The 20,944-nt window shown below is 44.5% G+C and carries 28 protein-coding genes; 22 read left to right on the plus strand and 6 right to left on the minus strand.

Annotated elements, in window-relative coordinates:
• Positions 1–38: 38 nt before the first annotated feature.
• Complete coding sequence (locus tag QQL36_RS35645; RefSeq protein ID WP_083721058.1) at positions 39–347, plus strand: GIY-YIG nuclease family protein; 309 nt, start codon at positions 39–41, stop codon at positions 345–347.
• Here the strand turns inward: QQL36_RS35645 and QQL36_RS12290 are convergent.
• The 6 genes from QQL36_RS12290 to QQL36_RS12315 all read right to left on the minus strand — a co-directional run bounded on the left by QQL36_RS12290 (position 316) and on the right by QQL36_RS12315 (position 5,314).
• The gene (locus QQL36_RS12290) at positions 316–477 is read right to left on the minus strand and encodes a phosphatidate cytidylyltransferase (protein ID WP_083721056.1); all 162 of its coding nucleotides are present in this window, start codon (positions 475–477) and stop codon (positions 316–318) included. The genes QQL36_RS35645 and QQL36_RS12290 overlap by 32 nt on opposite strands.
• 146 nt (positions 478–623) lie before the next feature.
• Positions 624–3,101, minus strand: a complete 2,478-nt coding sequence (locus QQL36_RS12295; RefSeq protein WP_321569878.1) for a mechanosensitive ion channel family protein — start codon at positions 3,099–3,101, stop codon at positions 624–626.
• A gap of 78 nt (positions 3,102–3,179) precedes the next feature.
• Entirely contained in the window at positions 3,180–3,761 is a 582-nt protein-coding gene (locus tag QQL36_RS12300) for a nitroreductase (protein WP_083721053.1), read from the minus strand.
• 9 nt (positions 3,762–3,770) lie between these two features.
• Positions 3,771–4,211, minus strand: coding sequence for a thioesterase family protein (locus tag QQL36_RS12305; RefSeq protein ID WP_083721051.1), 441 nt, complete (start codon positions 4,209–4,211; stop codon positions 3,771–3,773).
• Positions 4,212–4,223: 12 nt separating this feature from the next.
• A complete protein-coding gene (gene rdgB, locus QQL36_RS12310) occupies positions 4,224–4,799 on the minus strand; it encodes an RdgB/HAM1 family non-canonical purine NTP pyrophosphatase (RefSeq protein ID WP_083721049.1) in 576 nt (191 codons plus the stop codon).
• 17 nt (positions 4,800–4,816) lie between these two features.
• Positions 4,817–5,314 (minus strand): hypothetical protein, encoded by a 498-nt coding sequence (locus tag QQL36_RS12315; RefSeq protein ID WP_083721047.1) that lies wholly within the window; start codon positions 5,312–5,314, stop codon positions 4,817–4,819.
• A 169-nt stretch (positions 5,315–5,483) separates the two neighbouring features.
• Between QQL36_RS12315 and QQL36_RS12320 the strand changes: the two genes are divergently transcribed.
• From QQL36_RS12320 to rplE, 21 genes are all read left to right on the plus strand, one after another.
• A complete protein-coding gene (locus tag QQL36_RS12320; RefSeq protein WP_235643451.1) occupies positions 5,484–6,602 on the plus strand; it encodes a branched-chain amino acid aminotransferase in 1,119 nt (372 codons plus the stop codon).
• A 277-nt stretch (positions 6,603–6,879) separates the two neighbouring features.
• Entirely contained in the window at positions 6,880–7,068 is a 189-nt protein-coding gene (locus QQL36_RS12325; RefSeq protein WP_321569879.1) for a hypothetical protein, read from the plus strand.
• Between the two features lie 271 nt (positions 7,069–7,339).
• Positions 7,340–7,720 carry a 30S ribosomal protein S12 gene (gene rpsL, locus QQL36_RS12330; protein ID WP_012789278.1) on the plus strand — a complete coding sequence of 127 codons (381 nt, stop codon included), beginning with the start codon at positions 7,340–7,342 and terminating at the stop codon, positions 7,718–7,720.
• Between the two features lie 32 nt (positions 7,721–7,752).
• The gene (gene rpsG / locus QQL36_RS12335; protein WP_320580615.1) at positions 7,753–8,220 is read left to right on the plus strand and encodes a 30S ribosomal protein S7; all 468 of its coding nucleotides are present in this window, start codon (positions 7,753–7,755) and stop codon (positions 8,218–8,220) included.
• A gap of 241 nt (positions 8,221–8,461) precedes the next feature.
• Complete coding sequence (gene fusA / locus QQL36_RS12340) at positions 8,462–10,606, plus strand: elongation factor G (RefSeq protein WP_083721041.1); 2,145 nt, start codon at positions 8,462–8,464, stop codon at positions 10,604–10,606.
• Between the two features lie 183 nt (positions 10,607–10,789).
• Positions 10,790–11,431 (plus strand): polysaccharide deacetylase family protein, encoded by a 642-nt coding sequence (locus QQL36_RS12345; RefSeq protein WP_321569880.1) that lies wholly within the window; start codon positions 10,790–10,792, stop codon positions 11,429–11,431.
• Between the two features lie 274 nt (positions 11,432–11,705).
• Positions 11,706–12,314, plus strand: coding sequence for an outer membrane beta-barrel protein (locus QQL36_RS12350; protein WP_083721264.1), 609 nt, complete (start codon positions 11,706–11,708; stop codon positions 12,312–12,314).
• A 1,346-nt stretch (positions 12,315–13,660) separates the two neighbouring features.
• Positions 13,661–13,966, plus strand: coding sequence for a 30S ribosomal protein S10 (gene rpsJ, locus QQL36_RS12355; protein ID WP_012789286.1), 306 nt, complete (start codon positions 13,661–13,663; stop codon positions 13,964–13,966).
• A 238-nt stretch (positions 13,967–14,204) separates the two neighbouring features.
• On the plus strand, positions 14,205–14,822 hold the full coding sequence (rplC, locus tag QQL36_RS12360) for a 50S ribosomal protein L3 (RefSeq protein WP_083721037.1): 618 nt from the start codon (positions 14,205–14,207) through the stop codon (positions 14,820–14,822).
• A 1-nt stretch (position 14,823) separates the two neighbouring features.
• Positions 14,824–15,462, plus strand: a complete 639-nt coding sequence (gene rplD / locus QQL36_RS12365; RefSeq protein WP_083721035.1) for a 50S ribosomal protein L4 — start codon at positions 14,824–14,826, stop codon at positions 15,460–15,462.
• A 57-nt stretch (positions 15,463–15,519) separates the two neighbouring features.
• Positions 15,520–15,819 carry a 50S ribosomal protein L23 gene (gene rplW / locus QQL36_RS12370; RefSeq protein ID WP_083721033.1) on the plus strand — a complete coding sequence of 100 codons (300 nt, stop codon included), beginning with the start codon at positions 15,520–15,522 and terminating at the stop codon, positions 15,817–15,819.
• Positions 15,820–15,906: 87 nt separating this feature from the next.
• Positions 15,907–16,737 (plus strand): 50S ribosomal protein L2, encoded by an 831-nt coding sequence (rplB, locus tag QQL36_RS12375; RefSeq protein WP_083721031.1) that lies wholly within the window; start codon positions 15,907–15,909, stop codon positions 16,735–16,737.
• 79 nt (positions 16,738–16,816) lie between these two features.
• Complete coding sequence (rpsS, locus tag QQL36_RS12380) at positions 16,817–17,083, plus strand: 30S ribosomal protein S19 (RefSeq protein ID WP_072360589.1); 267 nt, start codon at positions 16,817–16,819, stop codon at positions 17,081–17,083.
• Positions 17,084–17,175: 92 nt separating this feature from the next.
• On the plus strand, positions 17,176–17,532 hold the full coding sequence (gene rplV / locus QQL36_RS12385) for a 50S ribosomal protein L22 (protein ID WP_083721029.1): 357 nt from the start codon (positions 17,176–17,178) through the stop codon (positions 17,530–17,532).
• A 42-nt stretch (positions 17,533–17,574) separates the two neighbouring features.
• Positions 17,575–18,378: a 30S ribosomal protein S3 gene (rpsC, locus tag QQL36_RS12390; protein ID WP_083721027.1), complete on the plus strand. Its 804-nt coding sequence runs from the start codon at positions 17,575–17,577 to the stop codon at positions 18,376–18,378.
• Positions 18,379–18,418: 40 nt separating this feature from the next.
• Entirely contained in the window at positions 18,419–18,841 is a 423-nt protein-coding gene (rplP, locus tag QQL36_RS12395; RefSeq protein ID WP_083721025.1) for a 50S ribosomal protein L16, read from the plus strand.
• A 54-nt stretch (positions 18,842–18,895) separates the two neighbouring features.
• Positions 18,896–19,096: a 50S ribosomal protein L29 gene (rpmC, locus tag QQL36_RS12400; RefSeq protein WP_072360597.1), complete on the plus strand. Its 201-nt coding sequence runs from the start codon at positions 18,896–18,898 to the stop codon at positions 19,094–19,096.
• Positions 19,097–19,160: 64 nt separating this feature from the next.
• On the plus strand, positions 19,161–19,418 hold the full coding sequence (gene rpsQ / locus QQL36_RS12405; RefSeq protein WP_083721022.1) for a 30S ribosomal protein S17: 258 nt from the start codon (positions 19,161–19,163) through the stop codon (positions 19,416–19,418).
• Positions 19,419–19,494: 76 nt separating this feature from the next.
• Entirely contained in the window at positions 19,495–19,863 is a 369-nt protein-coding gene (rplN, locus tag QQL36_RS12410) for a 50S ribosomal protein L14 (RefSeq protein ID WP_072360601.1), read from the plus strand.
• A 158-nt stretch (positions 19,864–20,021) separates the two neighbouring features.
• Positions 20,022–20,360, plus strand: coding sequence for a 50S ribosomal protein L24 (gene rplX, locus QQL36_RS12415; RefSeq protein ID WP_083721263.1), 339 nt, complete (start codon positions 20,022–20,024; stop codon positions 20,358–20,360).
• Positions 20,360–20,935, plus strand: coding sequence for a 50S ribosomal protein L5 (gene rplE, locus QQL36_RS12420; RefSeq protein WP_083721020.1), 576 nt, complete (start codon positions 20,360–20,362; stop codon positions 20,933–20,935). The genes rplX and rplE overlap by 1 nt, the downstream gene beginning before the upstream one ends.
• The last annotated feature ends 9 nt before the right edge of the window (positions 20,936–20,944 follow it).

Consider the following 20,944-nt stretch of genomic DNA (forward strand, 5'->3'; position numbering starts at 1 on the left):
CAGGGTAACCTTTTGTGTTTCATGGCTTAACCATTAATATGTATACCGTTTATATCCTTTTTTCCCGGAGGTACCAGAAAATCTATACCGGACACACGACTGATCTTGTTAAAAGATTTCACTTTCACAATGTGCATGGGCGCCAGAAAGGTACCCTGCAGTACAGGCCATGGGAGGTCATCTATCTGCAAAACTTTGAGGATAAGATCTCCGCAATGAAACATGAATGGCTGCTTAAATCAGGCAAGGGCCGTGCGTGGATATGGTCCCGCATCAAGCAGGAGTTTTATGCCAACGGATATATCAGTGGCTCTGTTACTTCCGTCCACGGGATATCAGAAATATGATCAGGAACACCACAACTGCTACAGCAATGATCCCTGTCCATACACCGGCTTTAAAAATACCGCCTACTACTTCGCAGCTGCTTAACAGCATGATGGCAAAACCCAGTAACGCAAGTTGTAAGTTTTTCATAATCTTAGCTTTATATACTGATACATCATACAGTGTGCCAGATGCTACCTTGCGTTATAGTGAAGACATTTAATGGATATTACCCGATTTTCCCGTGGCAGGTTTTCATCATTTTGTTTCTGAAAGCGTGAATACGCTTTCAGAAACTATGGTGTTGGTGGATTAGGGTGCTGTTGTTGCCAGAACATGGGATCCATATTTATCTGCACCTGCTGTGGTGTAGGATGTGCAATCGTAATACCCGCTTCCTGCAGGGAAGCATATATTGACGTCAGCACCGCACTTTTCATGCTCCCTGCCTGACCCAGATCATTGATCCAGAAGAATGCCTGAAAATCCATCCCCCCATCTCTGAAGTTACTTAGTAACACTGTGGGCTCCGGCGCCGCCATGACCCCTTCATGCTGTTGCAAGCATTGTTTCATCACCAATATCACCTTATTAATATCCGCACCATACGTCACACCTACACTGATGTCTACTCTCCGTGAACGGTTACTCAATGTCCAGTTCACCAGCTGTTGCGCAATCAGTTCTCCATTCGGCACAATCACCTCCGATCCATCACCAGCCGAAATCCTGCTGGACCGGATACCAATCTCCTTTACCACACCCGTACGGGTTCCTAATTCAATGGTATCACCCACCTCAATTGGTTTTTCAAAAGCCAGTATAATCCCCGACACGAGGTTATTCACAATATTCTGTAATCCAAAACCAATACCTACACCCAATGCCCCCACGACAATTGCCAGCTTATCCAATGGTATCCCCGAAGCTGCAAACGCCAGTAATACGCCAGCTCCTAAAACTGCCAGTCGTAGTAACAACATGTAAGATCCCCAGCCTTTGCGGGTCGGTACATTATTGCCGGTATATCCCAATAAGAAAGTTAATAACTGACTCACCACCGAAGACACCCAAATAATCAACAGGAACACAATCACCCCTCCAAAAGAAAAAGCAAAACTGCCTATCTTTCGTTCTGCCACCAGTATATCTGCTACCAGTTCATACAAGGCGTCATATATGTACAGGTTCCTGGCTATCAGCGTCAGGTATCCCACTGTTGCTATTACATACAGGATCGATTTCAACCTTGCCTTGATATGCTGATAATCGAGGAAAGACACAAACGTACTTGAATGTTTATTCGCCTCCACATGCAGGTAAATGGCCTCCATCAGTATCTCCACCGTCAACACAATCGCCAGTGAAATGGTAATACTTACCACGCCCGCCGCACCAAAGATCTTTGCCGCAGTGACCCGCGCTATGATCACCAGGAACAATGACAATCCACTCATCATCATAAAGATCCACACCGCATGTTTTGCATATTTCGGTAATGGCAGCTTGGTTTGCTCAATGCTGTGCAACAGGTAGTAACCTAAGATCACACCGAGTATGCCACCTGTAAAGACGCCCCACTGCTCTGTAAATGTGACCTGTATCAACAGGTTATTCACACAGTATAACGCTAACAGGCATACGAGCAGGAACCATCTTCTGAACAAATGTCCTGGCAGATACTTTTTAATAATAACAGAAGCGCAAATCACCGCTATACCCCATGTAATCTCCGAAAACAATATCGGGTACTGAATATTCAGCATGGCCGACAAGGTGGCCATCAATAACAATGTGCCCGCTATCGGATGTACAATCACATACCTGATCTGTTGCAGGATGGTCTCCGCTTCCGGACCGGTATGATCTCTTCTGATCCGTCTTATGTTCGACATTACCCACCATGCAAACCCTACTGCCGCCAGCAACCAGAATAAGATCATCGGTCTTCTGATAGCAAAAAAGATCTGCAATACATGCATATTTTTCGCCACTGATCGCTGTAATACGTGTGGGAAAGTAGGCCCCTTTTTACCTGGCCGCGGCGGTTCCCACAGATAACTGAAATCTTTATCGAACATCCGCACACTATACTTCGACAACTGGAAATCCATATCCTCTAACAGGTTGGTGGATTCCAGGTACCGCTTTGCCACCTTATTCTGTAATAATCCAAGGAACAATAAATTGCGCTTGTTCGCACTGTCCACCTGTCTCCACTTGGTGATCAGTGTGGCCATTTGCCCCACATAAATATCCCGCAGTTCATCTTCCGCAGGTATATCTCTCATGGTGGTATCCTTTCGCAATTGCTGTAGGGTATCCGTGATGTTTACTAATTTATCATAATATTTGAATAACTGGCTTTGCCAGTTATCCAGCCGCCATTCCAATTGTACGAGTAAGACCCTGTTGGTATACAGGTCCATTACATTCGGGGTACTTCCAAGGGCGGTAATATCCCGCTTCACTACATTCAGAGAAGAATCGATCAGTGGGAGTCGTTCACTGATCTCAGAAGTATCCATCCCTCGTTTTAGTATACTCATTACCTCATTGAGCATGAGGGTATAACTTTCCAGTCGGGTGATCAGCACCGCCACCGAGGTATCAGAAAGGTGTAGTTTAGGTTTCCCCGAAGAGCTGTCTTTCACCTGTTGTGAAATGATTTTGCTCAGGGTCGCGCTGTCCAGGGGCTTGGACGCAGGGGTTTGTGCGTGCAGCAATACTACATGACACAAGAATAGCAGGAGTAAGGTTAATCTGACCTTCATGTATTAGCAGATTAAAAAGAATATGGCTTTGAGTAAGTTGTGAGCACCCAAAGCCATATCAATAAAAATACCGGATTTTTATTTTTCCCACTTCACTTTTTCAGACATTGGCTTTAAGCGCCTGCCTTCAGGTAGGGGTTCATCGGAATAACCGAGGTAAAAGATGCCGATTACCTTGTCTTCCTCGCCCAGAGAAAGATAATCTTTCATGGCGGGAGAGAAGGTCATACCACCGGAACCCCAGTAGCCAGCCAGTCCCAGGGCGGTAGCTCCCAGCCACAGGTTCTGGACTGCACAGGATACGGCAGCAATCTCTTCAATTTCAGGAATACCTGGTTTGTTGCCTCTCTTCATACAAAGTACGATTACGTGGGAGGCCAGGTCGCCCTGTGTTTTCAGTTTTTCGTAGTTGCCCAGGATAAATTTATCAGGGGCGGTATTGGCTTTGTATAGCTCAGCGTGAGCTGTACAAAAGCGTTTTACGGCATCGCCGCTAAATACCGGAAAGTACCATGGTTCAGTATAACCATGAGTAGGGGCCCAGTCAGCCAGTTCAAGGAGAGCCTGAATTTGTTCGTCCGGAATGTGTTTGCCATTCATAGAAAACGGCTTGATATTCCGACGGGTGGTGATAATGCTCTTCAATTGCTCAAAGTCCATGCGCGATATTTATTTAACAGGTGAAAGAGTTTGTTTCCACTCTTCGGGCAGGCGGGCTACTTTTCTGGTTTTGTAATCAAAGTAAATCATACCGGATTTGGCTTCTGCGATCAGGATGGTTTTATCCCCGCGGACAGTTGTAATACGGTAGTAAAGATCAAACCCAAAAGGGGTGAAATCGTCGGCCCCTACAGCGATGTCAAAGATATCGCCGTGGAAGCCTTCACCTTTGTATACGAGGGCGGCATCGGCCATGATAAGGCCTGCCTGACCATCTTTGTCCAGTTCACCATACCCGAAATTGGCAAGGAAGCGGAGACGTGCTTCGTGAATGATAGAGAGAATGGCATCGTTACCTACGTGACCGCCATAGTTGATATCCCCAATCCTTACAGGGAGTTGGGTGTGAAAATCCATTTGTTCGGGAAGCTCAATTTTTACTCTGGCCATTTATGTATGTTATCAGTGAGCCTTGAGGAAGGCAATCAGTTTCTGGAATGCTTTGGCTCTGTGGCTAAAAACATTTTTGCCGGCCATGTCCATTTCGGCAAATGCGAGCGCAGAACCATCAGGAACGAAGACAGGATCGTAGCCAAAGCCTTTGCCACCTCTGCGTTCGGTGAGGATCGTGCCGGGGCAGATACCTTCGAACTGGTATTCTTTATCGTCGAGAATAAGGGAGATGACGGTTCTGAAATGGGCACGGCGATCGGTTTGGCCTTTCATTTCGTGCAGCATCTTCTCAATATTGTCTTCGGCAGATTTCTGCTCGCCGGCATAGCGGGCGGAGAGTACACCGGGGGCGCCGTTCAATGCAAATACTTCCAGCCCTGTATCTTCAGAGAAGCAGTGCTGGTGAGTCATATTGTGGATGGTCACCGATTTTTCCCGGGCATTCTCTTCCAGGGTATCGTGTGGTTCCGGTATATCGATGTCGATACCGGCTTCCTGTAGGGTGATGATCTCGAACGTGTCGCCCAGCATGGAGCGGATTTCCTTTATTTTATTTTCGTTGTTGGTAGCGAATACTAGCTTCATGAATGTAAGTTACAGATTTATATCCCCAGCAATAGTTTGAGGCCTCCCCACAGCTTTCCTTTCAACATCTTATCCTGTGCGATGAGCTGCAGATCGTCTGAATGCAATAACTGACAGCCATTGGCGGAGATCATCTGGTAAACAGGGAAATCTTCCAACCCCATGGTAGCAGGAGGGATGCCAAAAAACACAGCCTGCTTCATTTTTACGGCCGATTGCCAGGATGTAAAGGCCATGGCAGGGTAATGGGCTATATTTATCAATGCTATATCCTGCATACCCAGTTTACAGGCATTTAAGATATTGGTGAGGAGGTTGAATAATTCTTCGTTTAAGTACGCTCCCCCCTCATTTTGTATGAATAGCGCAATATTTTTTTGATTTTCACCTAAAAATTTCACGTCCGGAATGACAGCAGGAGTGGTGGCAACAGGTGCTTTTTCCCCCGGTATGATGGGCTGGGTAAAGATCCTGGCCAGAAAGTATGGGTCCAGCTGTACTTGATCAAAAGACATGCATATATAGTTTAAATTGAATGTAAAGGCCCCCTTTGGGGAAAAATTTGCTTTATTTGCATTTGACGAATTGAGCAAATTTAAGTCTATTCATTTTCAGATGCGCGATTTCCGACTTTAGATTTCGCCTTCCTTTCATACATCCAAAACAAATTAACAGCACTTTATTATGATGGGAGTAGATAAACAAATAGAAAACAGGGTAGGGGAAGAAGCCTTAAAAAAAATTAAGGTAACCCGCACAAAGAACTCAAGGATTGGGGAAATAGACTTCAATAACCTTATCTTCGGGAAGCAATATGCCGACCATATGTTGGTGGCAGATTTTGATGGGAAAGAGTGGAAGAATGCAGAGATCCTGCCTTTCGGCCATCTGTCAGTGAGTCCTTCCAATGCTGCATGGCACTATGGCCAGGCTATTTTTGAAGGCATCAAAGCCTACAAAGATCAGGAGGGCAATCCGATGATTTTCCGTCCATACGATAATTATGCACGTTTTAACAGTTCTGCAGAGCGTATGGGGATGCCTGAAGTACCGGAGTGGCTTTTTATAGGCGGGATGGAACTTTTGATCGATCTGGACAGAAATTGGGTACCGACTAATGATGGTTGTTCCCTGTATTTACGTCCTTTTATGATTGCCGCTGATGAATTTATTGGCGTAAGGCCTTCAGATACGTATAAATTTGTTATTATTAACTCGCCGTCCGGTCCGTATTTTAATAAACCGATTAAATTGCTGGTACAGGACAAATATATTCGTGCTTTTCCTGGTGGTGTAGGTGCTGCCAAAGCAGCAGGTAACTATGGCGGGGTAATGTACCCAACCATGCAGGCACGCAAGCAGGGTTATGATCAGATACTGTGGGTAGATGGATTGGAATTCAAATACTTACAGGAATGCGGTACAATGAATGTGTTTGCCATAATAGGGAACACTGCCATAACGCCGGATTTGAATCAAGGCACGATTCTGGCTGGGGTAACACGCGCTGCTGTAATGTCTGTATTGGAAGATATGGGCTTGACAGTAGAGGAGAGGCCGGTATCGATCGAAGAGTTGGTAACGGCGAATGAAGCGGGTACCCTCCGCGAGGTATTTGGCACCGGTACAGCTGCCAGTGTGGCCTATGTACAGGAGTTGGATTACAAAGAGCACCAGATCAGGCTTGATACTACCAGATACGAGGTAGGAAATGAGTTGCTGCAAAGGCTGGATGCTATCCGTACGGGTAAAGCGGAAGATACCCGTCACTGGAATTACAAAGTAGGAACTTACTCAAAATAGTCTTAGTTGTGTTGAATTGAAAGGCCATCTGCGCGAGTAGATGGTCTTTCTCTTTTATATAAAGCCGTCTTTGCACAAAGACGGCTTTGTTTATATATGTCGGCCGAAATACGTATCCGATAAGACATCCTTAGGTCTCACAGGGAGATAAGCCGCCTATAAGCCGCCTATATCCCGCCTATAAGCCGTAGATAAGCCGCATCTATATAGAGGCGGCTTATCTACGGCTTATGTACGGCATATGTACGGGTTAGCCTTTATTTTAACCAAAGGCGCGATGGAAACACAAAGCTATTTTGTACATTTGCGCCCTATGACCATGGTATCTTTCATCGCGTCGTTGGATCAGGCTGCTCCTCCTGGGGAGATTTCACCTTATTTGAAGGCTTTGTGGTGGGATGGTAAAGGGAACTGGCAACAGGCTCACGACATTATCGAGCATATGGATAATGACACGGCCGCCTAGGTGCATGCCTACCTCCACAGGAAAGAAGGCGACCGGGGAAACGCCCGGTATTGGTACAACAGAGCGGGACGAAGTATGCCAGAATCTACGCTGGACATGGAATGGACGGATATTGTCACGGAATTAATCAATACATGACATGATTTCCTTCAAAAAAATGTTCAAAACATTTTGTTATTAACAAGGTTCGTGTTACCTTTGCCCTCCCAAATTCCCATTCTGGGTGATTTGGATGTCATTGTAAACCGACAGAAAAAAAAACTTAGGTAGAATGCCTACTATACAACAATTAGTAAGAAAAGGAAGAGAAATTATCCGGGCTAAGTCCAAGTCCAGGGCTTTAGATAGCTGTCCACAGCGCCGTGGTGTTTGTACCCGTGTGTACACAACCACCCCTAAGAAGCCAAACTCTGCACTGCGTAAGGTAGCAAAGGTGCGTTTGACCAACAAAGTAGAGGTGATTGCTTATATCCCTGGTGAAGGACATAACCTGCAGGAGCACTCTATCGTACTGATCCGTGGTGGTAGGGTAAAAGATTTACCGGGTGTTCGTTACCACATCGTTCGTGGTTCCCTCGATACTGCTGGTGTGAAAGACAGAAAGCAGAGCCGTTCCAAGTATGGTACCAAAAAGGAAAAGGCTAAGAAATAATTTATAATAACTATTTGAAATTTTCCAAATAAATGAGAAAGCAAGCCGCGAAAAAGATGCCTTTGGCTCCGGATCCTCGCTTTAACGACAAACAGGTTACCCGGTTTGTTAATAACGTGATGGAGCAGGGCAAAAAGAGCATTGCCTTTAGGATATTTTACGATGCGATCGACAGAGTGAGCACTATCACTAACGATAATGGTTACGAAGTGTGGAAGAAAGCGATCACAAACGTAACTCCTGCCGTTGAAGTTAGAAGCCGTCGTATCGGTGGTGCTACCTTCCAGATCCCTTCTGAGGTTCGTCCTGACAGAAAGATCTCCCTGTCTATGAAATGGTTGATCCGTTTCGCAGGTGAAAGGAATGGTAAGAGCATGGCTGAAAAGCTGGCTGCTGAAATCGTAGCTGCTGCAAAAGGTGAAGGTGCTGCTTTCAAAAAGAAAGAAGATACTCACCGTATGGCTGAAGCTAACAAGGCATTCTCTCACTTCAGGATCTAAATCTACTGCCGTTTTACGGTAGATGGTTTATAAAGATATAAGGGAAACATCCTCTGGGCTATACTGGGGGATGTTTTTCCTTTTCTCATATATACCAATTTTTTAAACCTTGTAACTAAAGGGTCGCGTAAGTATTCTGCTGCTGAAATAACAATTTGGCAAAGTTGCCTGTTGTATTTATTAGCAAAAATGAATTACCTTTGCCCCCCAAATTGCATTATTATACAGTCATTTTAATATTATGGCAGACTTAAGATTTCAAAGAAACTTTGGTATTGCGGCGCACATTGATGCGGGTAAAACCACTACCACAGAGCGTATCCTGTACTACACAGGTAAATCCCATAAGATAGGGGAAGTGCACGAAGGTGCCGCCACCATGGACTGGATGGCGCAGGAGCAGGAGAGAGGTATTACCATCACATCTGCTGCTACTACCTGTTTCTGGAAATTCCCAACCACTCAGGGAAAGCTCCAGCCAGATACAAAAGAATACAAATTTAACATCATCGATACTCCAGGTCACGTGGATTTCACCGTTGAGGTTGAACGTTCCCTGCGTGTACTGGATGGTCTGGTGGCTCTGTTCTGCGCTGTATCCGGCGTTGAACCACAGTCTGAAACCGTTTGGCGTCAGGCTAACCGCTACCGTGTACCACGTGTAGGTTTCGTAAACAAAATGGACCGTGCCGGTGCTGACTTCCTGAACGTGGTAAAACAGGTGAAGGAAATGCTGGGTGCAAATCCGGTTCCACTGATGCTGCCTATCGGCGCTGAAGATACTTTCAAAGGTGTGGTTGACCTGATCACCATGAAGGGTATCATCTGGGACGAAGAAGGTAAAGGTGCTACCTACCAGGAAATCGAAATTCCTGCTGATATGAAGGATGAAGCTGAAGAATGGAGAGCTAAACTCGTAGAAGCTGTTGCTGAATACGATGACAAACTCATGGAGAAATTCTTCGAAGATCCTAACACTATCTCTGAAGATGAAATTCACGAAGCTATCCGTAAAGCAACGATCGATATCGCTATCATCCCAATGCTGTGCGGTTCTTCATTCAAAAATAAAGGTGTACAGAAAATGCTGGATGCCGTATGTCGTTACCTGCCTTCACCAGTAGATATCGAAGCGGTTAAAGGTACTGATCCTGACAATGGTAACGAGATCGAGCGTAAGCCAGATGCAAAAGAACCATTCTCTGCACTGGCGTTCAAGATCATGACTGATCCATTCGTAGGTCGTCTGGCGTTCTTCCGGGCTTATTCCGGTCACCTGGATGCTGGTTCTTACGTACTGAACACCCGTACAGGTAAAAATGAGCGTATCAGCCGTATCATGCAGATGCACGCCAACAAGCAGAACCCAATCGACTTCATCGAAGCTGGTGATATCGGTGCTGCTGTAGGTTTTAAAGATATCAAAACAGGTGATACCCTGTGCGATGAGAAAAATCCTATCGTACTGGAATCTATGACCTTCCCGGAACCAGTTATCCACATCGCTATCGAGCCTAAAACTCAGGCGGATATGGACAAAATGGGTCTGGCTATCGCTAAACTGGTAGAAGAAGATCCTACCCTGAAAGCTAAAACTGATGAAGAAACCGGCCAGACCGTATTGAGCGGTATGGGTGAGCTTCACCTGGAAATCATCGTTGACCGTATGCGTCGCGAGTTCAAGGTAGAAGTTAACCAGGGTGCACCTCAGGTTGCTTTCAAGGAAGCATTCACGCTGAAGGTTGAACACCGTGAGGTTTATAAGAAACAAACTGGTGGTCGCGGTAAATTCGCAGACATCCAGATCGAAATCGGCCCTGCTGATCCGGAATGGCTGAAAGAGAACGACGGTAAACAATTCCAGTTCATCAACGATATCTTCGGTGGTTCCATCCCTAAAGAATTCGTTGCTCCGGTACAGAAAGGCTTTGAGTCTGCTATGCACCAGGGTGTACTGGCTGGCTACCCGCTGGATAACCTGAGAGTTCGCCTGTATGATGGTTCATTCCACCAGGTTGACTCCGATGCAGTATCCTTCGAATTGGCTGCAAGATCAGCTTTCCGTGAAGCAGGTCGTAAAGCAAAACCAGTTCTGCTGGAACCAATCATGAAAGTAGAAGTTCAGACCCCAGACCAATACATGGGTGACGTAACAGGTGACCTGAACCGTCGTCGTGGTATGCTGGAAGGTATGGAAATGAGAAACGGTGTACAGGTAATCAAAGCTAAAGTACCTCTGAAAGAAATGTTCGGATATGTAACTCAGCTGCGCTCCCTGTCTTCCGGTCGTGCTACTTCCATCATGGAGTTCTCTCACTACTCACCTGCTCCAAATGCTGTTGCTGAAGAAGAAATGGCAAAGGCAAAAGGTAAAGTGAATGCATAAATCATGATTAGTATCTGATTGAATATGGTCCCGTTCCGGTTAATCCGGAACGGGACTTTTGTTTGGGGCCAATTGTAACATCTCTATCACTGCAACGTTTTATCCTCAAGATGCTGGATCTTTTCTATATAGGGTAGTATATACCCAAAATTGTCTCTATACAAAAGCCGACTTTAACCAAAAATGAACACCCCCCGAATTTTGATCAGTATTGATCTGGAAGAGCTGAAACTGTCAGCCAATAATAATAATGGCCAGGAGATGAGCCTGGAAGAAAGGCAGCAGATTTCACTGGATGGTTTGGGAAAAACAATCACCTTACTGGACAAGTACCAGGTAAGAGCTACTTTTTTTATTACCGCCTCCTGGGCGCAGGCCTATCCGGAAGTGGTGCGTCAGTTAGCCCTCAAACACGAAGTTGCTTCACATGGTGCTTTGGATAAAGAAGTATTGGAGCAGATCATTGGTGACCGCTTATACGGTTGTCGCATGAGGGCATCCATAAAGCCCGATTATAGTTCGCTGAGGGCTGCCGGGTACTTATACCACTCCGGTGGTCAGCGGGTGCGTCCTATGACCATAGAAGGGGATTGCTATGAGATTTATGCGGAGTCTGTGCGTCCGTTGTGGATTACGAAACTCTTTTTAGGCCGTCAACCTGTTATTTCATTGCATTTCCGTAGTTGGGAATTGAGTGTACACCCCATTTCGCGTGCTACCGGCCCCAGATTGGCGGAGCGATTGGACAGCGTGCTGGGTTATCTGCAACGCAAAGGTCAGTTTATACCCCATATTGAGTGGCTGCAGGAACAGCTTACCGACTAATAATAGCCATCGATTGCAATACCAGCTTCATTTAATCTCATTTTCTTTATACTTATTTGATTCATTTCCAGTATATTCGCAACTATATTGTTGATGTCTGGCACTGAATTTGAAATACCCCATTTGTCCCCATCCCTGCTTATTTATCCTCTTATCTTATTGGCTCAGGTACCATTAGCAAAGCAAGACACATTTACAGATTGCATGTATTTCCTAGTTCGATAGGGCATTGTCCCGATGGCAAGTATTAATCAATAAAATCAAAAAACTGAAAATGAAAAAATTCCAAGCATTAACCCTGGCCCTGATGACGGTATTGTTTTTTAGCACCACGGCATTTGCGCAGACCCAGAAAGGAAACATTTTGATTGGATCTGACATTACAGACATTGGATTGAATTTTCAAAAATCCAGTACCCAGTTTAGTTTTAATCTGAACCCTAAAGCAGCCTGGTTTATCAGTGATGGGCTGGCAGTGGGTGGATATGTGAATTTCGGGCTGTCGACCAGTAATGGAGCAGGTTCTGATGTAAGTTATGGTATTGGTGCCCTGGCGCGTTATTATCCGACAGACAAGAATGTGCAGAAGCTGGAGTTTTCCAAGCGTGCAAGGTTTTTTGTAGAGGGTAATGCCGGTTTTGGTGGTACGAATCCTGCGAGTGGCGCATCTACGAATGGGGTAGAATTGGGTGTAGGCCCTGGTATTTCTTACTTCATTACACCTAATGTGGCGTTGGAAACGCTGTTGAAGTACAATATTATTGTTGGTGGTGGTAACTCAACTACGGCACAGCAGTTGAACCTGGGTGTAGGTTTCCAGATTTTCCTGCCTGGAGCGAAGGCGAAGGAGATCTACAACGAGGAGAAGCGTAATATGAAATAGGCATTAGAAAAATAATGAGGGGCCGCTTACGGATCATTTTGGTCTGTGGGCGGCTTTTTTCTGTTTTGAACACTTTGAATGAACTGGTTGATAATGAACATAATGAATGGTTGTAATAAGGAAAGTGACTATTATCTTTATATAAGTAAGACGCCGCCAGGGGCGTTGCTGGGATTGCCGAAAACCAGTTAAACAATAGAGTAGGCCTTTACCCTCTGAAAAACTAAGAAAATGAACGCAACTATTCTAGCAGCATTGACTAAGTTCTTGTATACTCTGTTCGGTAGCCTGTAGATTCCCGAAACATTGGCAAGCTTTTAAAGGTCCTGGTAGTAACCGGGACCTTTTTATGTGGGGATATGTGTGAGATTAATACTGAACAGGAATAACTGAACGGAATATTCTGAACTAGTTGAAAATGAATGAAATGAACGATGGTAGTATTCCTACTACTTACTAATTTTAGAATATGGGATTGCCGAAAACCATTATTAGAGTAGGCGTAACCAGTGAAAAACCATAACCATGGATCTGCTGAACCAATTATTAGCAACACTTTTAACGCTGTTGCAATCTCTGCTGGGTGGTTTGTAATTTATTACGCCCCTGATTCCACGGAAAATGCCACGCAACAAAAAAGACATTTTCCAACTTATTGCCTTCCTGGTGCGAGCCGGGGAGGCTTTTTTTATAATGAACGAGCTATCTCATGGTGAACAATCTGGATTTGCTGGGGGGAGTGGCGTATTCAGGAGTATTAGTTAAAAGAAAATGAACGGGCCATTTTTCTTCACTGAACGAAATGAACAAGCAGCTGAAAATGAATGAAATGAACTATTACAAATTGATTCTCTGCGGCTAATTTTAATCCAATGTTCCTTGTGTGAGGGGCATTTGGGATTGCCGAAAACCAAGTAACAGAGTAGGCATAACCTTATGAAAAGCCTTCAAAAACATCTATGGATTTATTGAACCAGGTATTGGCTTTAGTTCTTAGTCTGATTCAGCGTTTGTTGGGTAAGTTACCTCTCTGAAGCTGACAGGTCTAGAAATATTGCTTATTGCATTCCCAGACAGGACTTGCTGCCGGTTTCCCGGCGGCTTGTTTTTTTTATGGGGGGTATTGGAAGCAGCGAAGCCAACAGTGTGCCAATTTCCTTTAATATGTTATTTTCCTGCCTTAATTATACTTTTACACAAATTAACATTTGCCTCAAACCCGCCATCATTCTACAATTAACTAAAAAGGTATTTATTTTTCCCCGGTATTGTTGGGGAATACAAAAATACTGATTACCTTTGCCCTCCCAAATTGTAAAGGGGAAAAAAGTAGAAGTTCATTGCATATGTCTCAGAGAATTAGAATCAAGCTGAAGTCCTACGATCATAATCTGGTAGATAAGTCTGCTGAGAAGATCGTTAAAACAGTGCGTAACACTGGTGCCGTGGTAACAGGTCCAATACCTTTGCCAACTGAAAAGAAAATTTTTACGGTGCTGCGTTCACCGCACGTTAACAAGAAAGCTCGTGAGCAGTTCCAGTTGTGCACACACAAGCGCTTACTGGATATCTACACCTCTTCTTCCAGGACTGTAGACGCCTTGAGTAAGTTAGATCTGCCTTCCGGTGTGGAAGTAGAAATCAAAGCGTAGGACATCAGCAGGTGGGCAAAAGGCCTGCCTGGTTTGATTTAATCTTATGACTGCTGTTTTGCTGACAGTGAGGTATACAATCTCACAGGGGAAAGTAATCTCCGTTTGTCAGAGTGTAAACGCCACAAATTAAAATATAGGTCACGCCTTCTGGGTGGCCGCCCAATAAAGCATTTAAACCGCCTATCCTGGGGATAGCTAGATCCACCCCCAGGCGCTGGGTATAATATATAATAACATGAAAGGTATTATTGGCAAAAAGATCGGCATGACCAGCATCTTCGAACCGAATGGTAAGCAGACTGCTGTGACCATCATCGAAGCCGGTCCATGCGTAGTAACTCAGGTTAAATCTCAAGAGACTGACGGTTACAACGCTATTCAGGTAGCATTTGGCGAGAAAAAAGAAAAGAACGCTACCAAAGCACAAATCAATCACTTCGCGAAAGCAAGTACCTCCCCCAAACGATTTGTAAAAGAGTTCCGCAACCCGGATATACAAAAAGCTCTTGGTGAAACCATTACCACCGAAATATTTGCAGAAGGAGAAACAATTGACGTAGTCGGTACCTCAAAAGGTAAAGGCTTCCAGGGTGTTGTTAAACGCCATGGATTTAGCGGTGTGGGCGAAGCTACACACGGTCAGCACGACAGAAGCAGAGCTCCTGGTTCCGTGGGTGGATCCTCTTATCCTTCCCGCGTATTCAAGGGTATGCGTATGGCTGGTCAAACCGGTAATGAGCAGGTGAAAGTTAAAGGTCTTAAGATCGTTAAGATTTTCGCTGAGAAAAATTATATCCTGGTAAGTGGTTCCGTTCCCGGCCACATTGGTTCAATCGTTTTAATCCAGAAGTAATATGCAACTTGATATTTTAAATATAGAAGGTAAGAAAACAGGAAGAACTATTGAGCTCCCTGAAGAAATTTTCGGAGTGGAGCCTAACAACCACGTGATCTACCTGGCTGTTAAACAATACCTCGCTGCTCAGCGTCAGGGTACCCACAAGGTAAAGACCCGTGCTGAGGTGAAAGGTGCTTCCCGTAAACTGCACAAGCAAAAAGGTACTGGTGGTTCCCGTAAAGGTAACATCCGTAACCCACTGTATAAAGGTGGTGGTACCATCTTCGGTCCAAAACCGCACAAATATGACATTAAGCTGAACAGAAAAGTAAAAGATCTCGCTAAGATTTCTGCACTGTCTGTAAAAGCTAAAGAAAACAGTATCATCGTTCTGGAAGATCTGAACCTGGCTACTCCTAAAACTTCACAGTTTGCGGGTATCCTGGCGAAACTGAACCTGAATGTAAATGGCCGTAAGACTTTGGTTGTACTGCCTGAATACAATGATAATGTGTACCTGTCTCTGCGCAACATCCCTACAGTAGATAGCGTAATGCTGAGCGATATCAATACTTATGATATCATGAATAGCAATACCCTGATCATCACTGAGAGTGCTGCCAAAATCTTCACAGAAGAGCCGGTAGAAGCTTAATTGTCAAATTTAAATCACACAGCTGGCGGGAAAGCCTGCCACTCAAAGCGATAAAAGATGAAACTTTCAGACGTTTTAATCAGACCGGTAGTAAGTGAAAAAGTGAACAAAGCCACTGATAAATTCAACCGTTACTACTTCATCGTAGACAAGAAATCCAACAAACTGGAAATCAAGAAAGCAGTTGAAGAGTTCTATGGCGTTGCAGTATCAGAAGTGAACACTGCCGTTATGCCTGGTAAAGCTAAACAGCGTTTTACCAAAGCTGGTTTCATTGCTGGTAAGAAACCTTCTTACAAGAAAGCAATTGTAACCCTGGCTGCAGGAGAATCTATAGATCTGTATGCTAACATATAGTGCTCATAGCTGCGGCAACGCGGCATGATGGATGTATATGCAGATCACATTTATAAATAAAGCAACTAGTTAAACAATTACTAGATCATGGCACTGAAGAAATTTAAACCGATGACAGCCGGTACCCGTTGGAAAATTGGCAACGCGTTCGCTGAGCTGACCACGGATACTCCTGAAAAGAGCCTGCTGGAGGCTAAGTCCAAAACCGGCGGTAGAAACGTACAGGGTAGAAGATCTATGCGCTACATCGGTGGTGGACACAAGCAACATTACCGTATCATAGACTTCAAACGTGACAAACATAGTATTCCTGCTACTGTAAAGAGCATTGAGTACGATCCAAACCGTAGCGCATTCATCGCACTGCTGAACTATGCAGATGGTGAAAAACGTTACATCCTGGCTCCTCAGGGTTTACAGGTTGGTGCTACAGTAGTGAGCGGTCCTGATGCTGCTCCTGAAGTAGGTAACTCCCTGCCGCTGAGAAACATGCCACTGGGTACTGTTGTACACAATATCGAACTGCAGCCTGGTAGAGGTGGTGCAATCGCTAGAAGTGCCGGTACTTATGCACAGCTGAGCAACAAGGAAGAAAAATATGCCGTAATGAAAATGCCTTCTGGTGAGCTGCGTAAAGTGTTGATCACTTGTGCTGCTACTGTAGGTACAGTTTCTAACTCTGACCACGCACTGCAATCAATTGGTAAAGCGGGTGCTAACCGTTGGAGAGGTATCAAGCCACGTAACCGTGGTGTAGCCATGAACCCTGTAGATCACCCGATGGGTGGTGGTGAAGGTAGATCTTCCGGAGGTCACCCTAGATCCAGAACAGGTAAATATGCGAAAGGTCTGAAGACTCGTAAGCATAAGAGCTCTGATAAACTGATCATCAGCAGGAAAAACGGCAAAAAATTATAATTCATAAAGCTTTTACCAGTTCCGCTTCGGGCGGATAGCCAGAAGCGGAACGGTTAAAGTAGAATAAAAATAAAAAGACATGGGTCGTTCCATTAGAAAAGGTCCTTACGTTGACCAGAAATTAGGAAAGAAAGTAGATAAAATGAATGAAGGCACCAAGCGTACTGTAATCAAGACGTGGAGCCGTCGTTCTACCATCACACCTGATTTTGTGGGCCATACATTTGCGGTACACAATGGTAACAAGTTCATTCCGGTATACGTTACCGAGTTTATGGTAGGTCATAAACTGGGAGAATTTGCACCAACCCGCAACTTTAAAGGACACGCTAACAAGAAAATGTAGTCATTCGTTTGAAGTTTTAAGCTCGAGGTTTGCAGCGTGAAATACCTCGAACCCGGGACTTCGGACCTCAAACATTCAAATTTATAATTACAATGGAAGCAGTAGCTAAGCTTAATAATAATCCAACATCTACCCGCAAAATGCGTCTGCTGGCAGACCTGATCCGTGGTATGGAAGTTGAGAAAGCGCTGAATGTATTAAAGTTCCATCCTAAGCACCCTAGTGTACCTCTGGAAAAACTGCTGTTGTCAGCTGTTGCGAACTGGAAAGTGAAGAACGAAGGTGTACGCGTTGAAGATGCGAATCTGATTGTTAAAACCATCTTCGTTGATGGTGGTCGTATCCTGAAAAGAATGCGTCCGGCTCCACAGGGTAGAGGTTACCGTGTTCGCAAAAGAAGCAATCACGTAACCCTTGCAGTTGACAGCAAAGTGGCTGAGGCTAAATAAAAGAAACTAAACTATTTATCTAATAGACAAATAAACCAGAACATGGGTCAGAAAACAAATCCTATTGGTAACAGGTTAGGTATCATCAGAGGTTGGGACTCTAATTGGTATGGTGGCAAAAAAGATTATGCTACCAAACTGATCGAAGATAACAAGATCAGAACTTACCTGAATGCCCGTATCAACAAAGGTGGCATTTCCAGGGTAGTGATCGAGAGAACTTTAGGTAAATTGATCATCACCATCCATACATCCAAGCCTGGTATCATCATAGGTAAAGGTGGTGGAGAGGTAGACCGCATCAAGGAAGAAATAAAGAAACTGACTTCTAAAGAAGATGTACAGATCAACATTCTGGAGATCCGTCGTCCTGAAATAGATGCCAATATCGTAGCTGAAACTATCGCAAAACAGATTGAAAGCCGTATCAACTACAAACGTGCTATCAAGATGGCGATTGCTACTGCAATGAGAATGGGTGCTGAAGGTATCAAGGTTAAAGTAGGTGGTCGTCTGGGTGGTGCTGAAATCGCACGTTCAGAAGAGATGAAGCAAGGTCGTGTACCTTTGCACACCTTCCGTATGGATATCGACTATTCTTCTCTGTTTGCACAAACAGTATATGGTAAGATCGGTATCAAAGTATGGATCTGTAAAGGTGAAGTACTGGGTGAGCGCGATCTGAATCCAAATGCTATTTCCGGTAAGGATGGCGAAGGCCGCACAGGTGGTGAAGGTCATGGTCATCGTGGTGGAGAAAGAAGAGGCGGTGGCGACAGAAGAGGTGGTGATAACCGCGGCGGCGACAGAAGAGGTGGCGATAACCGTGGTGGTGGCCGTAGATAATCTTTATAACAATTAACATTAACATTTAACATATACTAAGATGTTACAGCCCAAGAGAACGAAACACAGGAAGATGCATAAAGGCCGCATCAAGGGGAACGCAAAACGTGGTGCGGATATCTCCTTTGGTAGTTTCGGCTTGAAAGCATTAGAACCTAAGTGGATCACAGACAGGCAGATCGAAGCTGCTCGTGTGGCTCTGACAAGAGCAATGAAACGTGAGGGTAACGTGTGGATCCGTATATTCCCTGACAAATCCATTACTGCCAAGCCTTTGGAAGTCAGAATGGGTAAAGGTAAAGGTGCTCCTGACCATTGGGCTGCTGTAGTTAAGCCAGGTCGTATGTTGTTCGAAGCGGACGGCGTACCTCTGGAAGTAGCTAAAGCTGCAATGGAGCTGGCTGCACAGAAACTGCCTATTAAAGTGAAATTTGTAGTACGTCGCGATTACGCTGAAGCATAATTGCTACAGCAACCGGGATAAACTATAAACGATAAACCAGAAATAATAAATACAATGGCAAACGAAAAGCTGGATCTGAAAGGTTTAAGCGAACAGGAGCTGAAAGAGAAAATCTCCGAAGAGCAATTACGCCTGAAGAAAATTACATTCAGTCACGCAATTACGCCAATTGAGAATCCAATGAGCATCCGCTCTCTCAGGCGTCAGATCGCACAGCTGAAAACTGAGCTGCGCAAAAGAGAACTGGGCTTCTAAGCCTTAAAAATAAATTCATTCATCGGTCCGTAAGGAGCGGTCTGGATAATAAATACTTTCAACAATGAGCGAAAGAAAATTAAGAAAAACCAGAATTGGTGTCGTTTCCAGCAACAAAGCGGAAAAAACAATCAGCGTTAGCGTTGAGCGTAAAGTGAAACACCCGATCTATGGTAAATTCGTGAAAAAAACCACCAAGTTCATGGCTCATGACGAGCTGAACCAGTGCAGCATCGGCGATACCGTTAGAATAATGGAAACTCGTCCGTTGAGCAAGAATAAGTGCTGGAGATTGATAGAGGTGATCGAAAAGGTAAAATAATTTATTATTGTTTCAAGCTGCATGCAGCGTTCCTGGATGCAGCCGCTGATTAAACAAATACAAATCTTATAAAAAGATGATACAACAAGAATCAAGGCTGAATGTAGCTGATAACAGTGGTGCCAAGGAAGTACTGTGTATTAGAGTGTTAGGCAACTCCGGCCAGGACTACGCAAAAGTAGGTGACAAGATCGTTGTTACTGTAAAAGACGCGATCGCAGGTGGTGGTGTGAAAAAAGGTACAGTGCACAAAGCTGTTATCGTAAGAACTAAAAACAAGCTGCGCCGTAAAGACGGATCTTATATCCGTTTCGACGATAATGCCGTTGTATTACTGAACAACTCTGACGAGCCACGCGGTACCCGTATCTTCGGCCCAGTTGCCCGTGAGCTGCGCGATAAGGGATACATGAAGATTATCTCTCTGGCTCCCGAAGTATTGTAAAGATATCGATGCGTTCGCTGAAAGCATAAAGCAAAAAGTAAAAAAAGCTTATTGCTTTGTGCTTTCAGCATAAATGCATATCTTTGCTGCCCGTTTCTAAAACGAATATTAATCAAGCGGAACCGATGTTTCGCTTGGCGTTTATAAATAAACAAATAATGAAAACGAGATTCAAGCCTAAGTTCAACATTAAGAAAGGCGACACCGTTGTAGTGATTGCCGGCGATGATAAGGACAGGACCAAGCCCCGTCAGGTGCTGGAAGTGATCCCTGACAAGGCGCGCGTACTGGTAGAAGGTGTGAACATCATCACCAAACATACCAAACCAACTGCTCAGAATACCAAAGGTGGTATTGTTAAGCAGGAAGCTCCTATCGCCATTTCTAACGTAATGTTGTGGGATGCTAAGGCTGGTAAACCTACCAAGGTAAACCGTCAGCGTGAAAATGGTAAATTAGTTCGTATAGCTAAAAAATCAGGGGAGGCAATCAAATAATGGCAAACACTACATATACACCCAGACTGCAGACTAAATACCGTACTGAAGTAGTTAATACTCTGCACAAAAAATTCAACTACAAAAGCGTAATGCAGGTACCTCGCCTGGTGAAGATCTGTCTGAACCAGGGTATCAATGGTGCTGTAGGTGATAAGAAACTGGTAGATATTGCTGTGGATGAAATGACCCGTATCTCCGGTCAGAAAGCTATCGCTACTTTATCCAAAAAGGATATTTCCAATTTCAAACTCAGGAAGAACATGCCAATCGGTGCTCGTGTAACACTGCGTGGTTATAACATGTACGAATTCCTGGATCGTCTGATCGCTGTATCACTGCCTCGTGTACGTGACTTCAAGGGTATCAATGAAAAAGCTTTCGATGGCCGCGGTAACTATACCCTGGGTATCAATGAGCAGATCATCTTCCCTGAGATCGACATCGATAAAGTAACAAAGATCTCCGGTATGGATATCACTTTCGTTACTACGGCTAACACCAACGAAGAAGCTTACGAGCTCCTGAAAGAACTGGGTATGCCGTTCAAGAACATCAAGAAAGATCAACAATAATATTTGATC

Source organism: Chitinophaga sp. LS1, assembly GCF_034274695.1.
Classification (GTDB): domain Bacteria; phylum Bacteroidota; class Bacteroidia; order Chitinophagales; family Chitinophagaceae; genus Chitinophaga.

Excerpts from the sequence above, each read along its gene's own strand:
- QQL36_RS35645 (WP_083721058.1), top strand. The coding sequence starts at position 39 with ATGTATACCGTTTATATCCTTTTTTCCCGGAGGTACCAGAAAATCTAT.
- QQL36_RS12290 (WP_083721056.1), bottom strand. The coding sequence starts at position 477 with ATGAAAAACTTACAACTTGCGTTACTGGGTTTTGCCATCATGCTGTTA.
- QQL36_RS12295 (WP_321569878.1), bottom strand. The coding sequence starts at position 3,101 with ATGAAGGTCAGATTAACCTTACTCCTGCTATTCTTGTGTCATGTAGTA.
- QQL36_RS12300 (WP_083721053.1), bottom strand. The coding sequence starts at position 3,761 with ATGGACTTTGAGCAATTGAAGAGCATTATCACCACCCGTCGGAATATC.
- QQL36_RS12305 (WP_083721051.1), bottom strand. The coding sequence starts at position 4,211 with ATGGCCAGAGTAAAAATTGAGCTTCCCGAACAAATGGATTTTCACACC.
- rdgB (WP_083721049.1), bottom strand. The coding sequence starts at position 4,799 with ATGAAGCTAGTATTCGCTACCAACAACGAAAATAAAATAAAGGAAATC.
- QQL36_RS12315 (WP_083721047.1), bottom strand. The coding sequence starts at position 5,314 with ATGTCTTTTGATCAAGTACAGCTGGACCCATACTTTCTGGCCAGGATC.
- QQL36_RS12320 (WP_235643451.1), top strand. The coding sequence starts at position 5,484 with ATGATGGGAGTAGATAAACAAATAGAAAACAGGGTAGGGGAAGAAGCC.
- QQL36_RS12325 (WP_321569879.1), top strand. The coding sequence starts at position 6,880 with ATGGAAACACAAAGCTATTTTGTACATTTGCGCCCTATGACCATGGTA.
- rpsL (WP_012789278.1), top strand. The coding sequence starts at position 7,340 with ATGCCTACTATACAACAATTAGTAAGAAAAGGAAGAGAAATTATCCGG.
- rpsG (WP_320580615.1), top strand. The coding sequence starts at position 7,753 with ATGAGAAAGCAAGCCGCGAAAAAGATGCCTTTGGCTCCGGATCCTCGC.
- fusA (WP_083721041.1), top strand. The coding sequence starts at position 8,462 with ATGGCAGACTTAAGATTTCAAAGAAACTTTGGTATTGCGGCGCACATT.
- QQL36_RS12345 (WP_321569880.1), top strand. The coding sequence starts at position 10,790 with ATGAACACCCCCCGAATTTTGATCAGTATTGATCTGGAAGAGCTGAAA.
- QQL36_RS12350 (WP_083721264.1), top strand. The coding sequence starts at position 11,706 with ATGAAAAAATTCCAAGCATTAACCCTGGCCCTGATGACGGTATTGTTT.
- rpsJ (WP_012789286.1), top strand. The coding sequence starts at position 13,661 with ATGTCTCAGAGAATTAGAATCAAGCTGAAGTCCTACGATCATAATCTG.
- rplC (WP_083721037.1), top strand. The coding sequence starts at position 14,205 with ATGAAAGGTATTATTGGCAAAAAGATCGGCATGACCAGCATCTTCGAA.
- rplD (WP_083721035.1), top strand. The coding sequence starts at position 14,824 with ATGCAACTTGATATTTTAAATATAGAAGGTAAGAAAACAGGAAGAACT.
- rplW (WP_083721033.1), top strand. The coding sequence starts at position 15,520 with ATGAAACTTTCAGACGTTTTAATCAGACCGGTAGTAAGTGAAAAAGTG.
- rplB (WP_083721031.1), top strand. The coding sequence starts at position 15,907 with ATGGCACTGAAGAAATTTAAACCGATGACAGCCGGTACCCGTTGGAAA.
- rpsS (WP_072360589.1), top strand. The coding sequence starts at position 16,817 with ATGGGTCGTTCCATTAGAAAAGGTCCTTACGTTGACCAGAAATTAGGA.
- rplV (WP_083721029.1), top strand. The coding sequence starts at position 17,176 with ATGGAAGCAGTAGCTAAGCTTAATAATAATCCAACATCTACCCGCAAA.
- rpsC (WP_083721027.1), top strand. The coding sequence starts at position 17,575 with ATGGGTCAGAAAACAAATCCTATTGGTAACAGGTTAGGTATCATCAGA.
- rplP (WP_083721025.1), top strand. The coding sequence starts at position 18,419 with ATGTTACAGCCCAAGAGAACGAAACACAGGAAGATGCATAAAGGCCGC.
- rpmC (WP_072360597.1), top strand. The coding sequence starts at position 18,896 with ATGGCAAACGAAAAGCTGGATCTGAAAGGTTTAAGCGAACAGGAGCTG.
- rpsQ (WP_083721022.1), top strand. The coding sequence starts at position 19,161 with ATGAGCGAAAGAAAATTAAGAAAAACCAGAATTGGTGTCGTTTCCAGC.
- rplN (WP_072360601.1), top strand. The coding sequence starts at position 19,495 with ATGATACAACAAGAATCAAGGCTGAATGTAGCTGATAACAGTGGTGCC.
- rplX (WP_083721263.1), top strand. The coding sequence starts at position 20,022 with ATGAAAACGAGATTCAAGCCTAAGTTCAACATTAAGAAAGGCGACACC.
- rplE (WP_083721020.1), top strand. The coding sequence starts at position 20,360 with ATGGCAAACACTACATATACACCCAGACTGCAGACTAAATACCGTACT.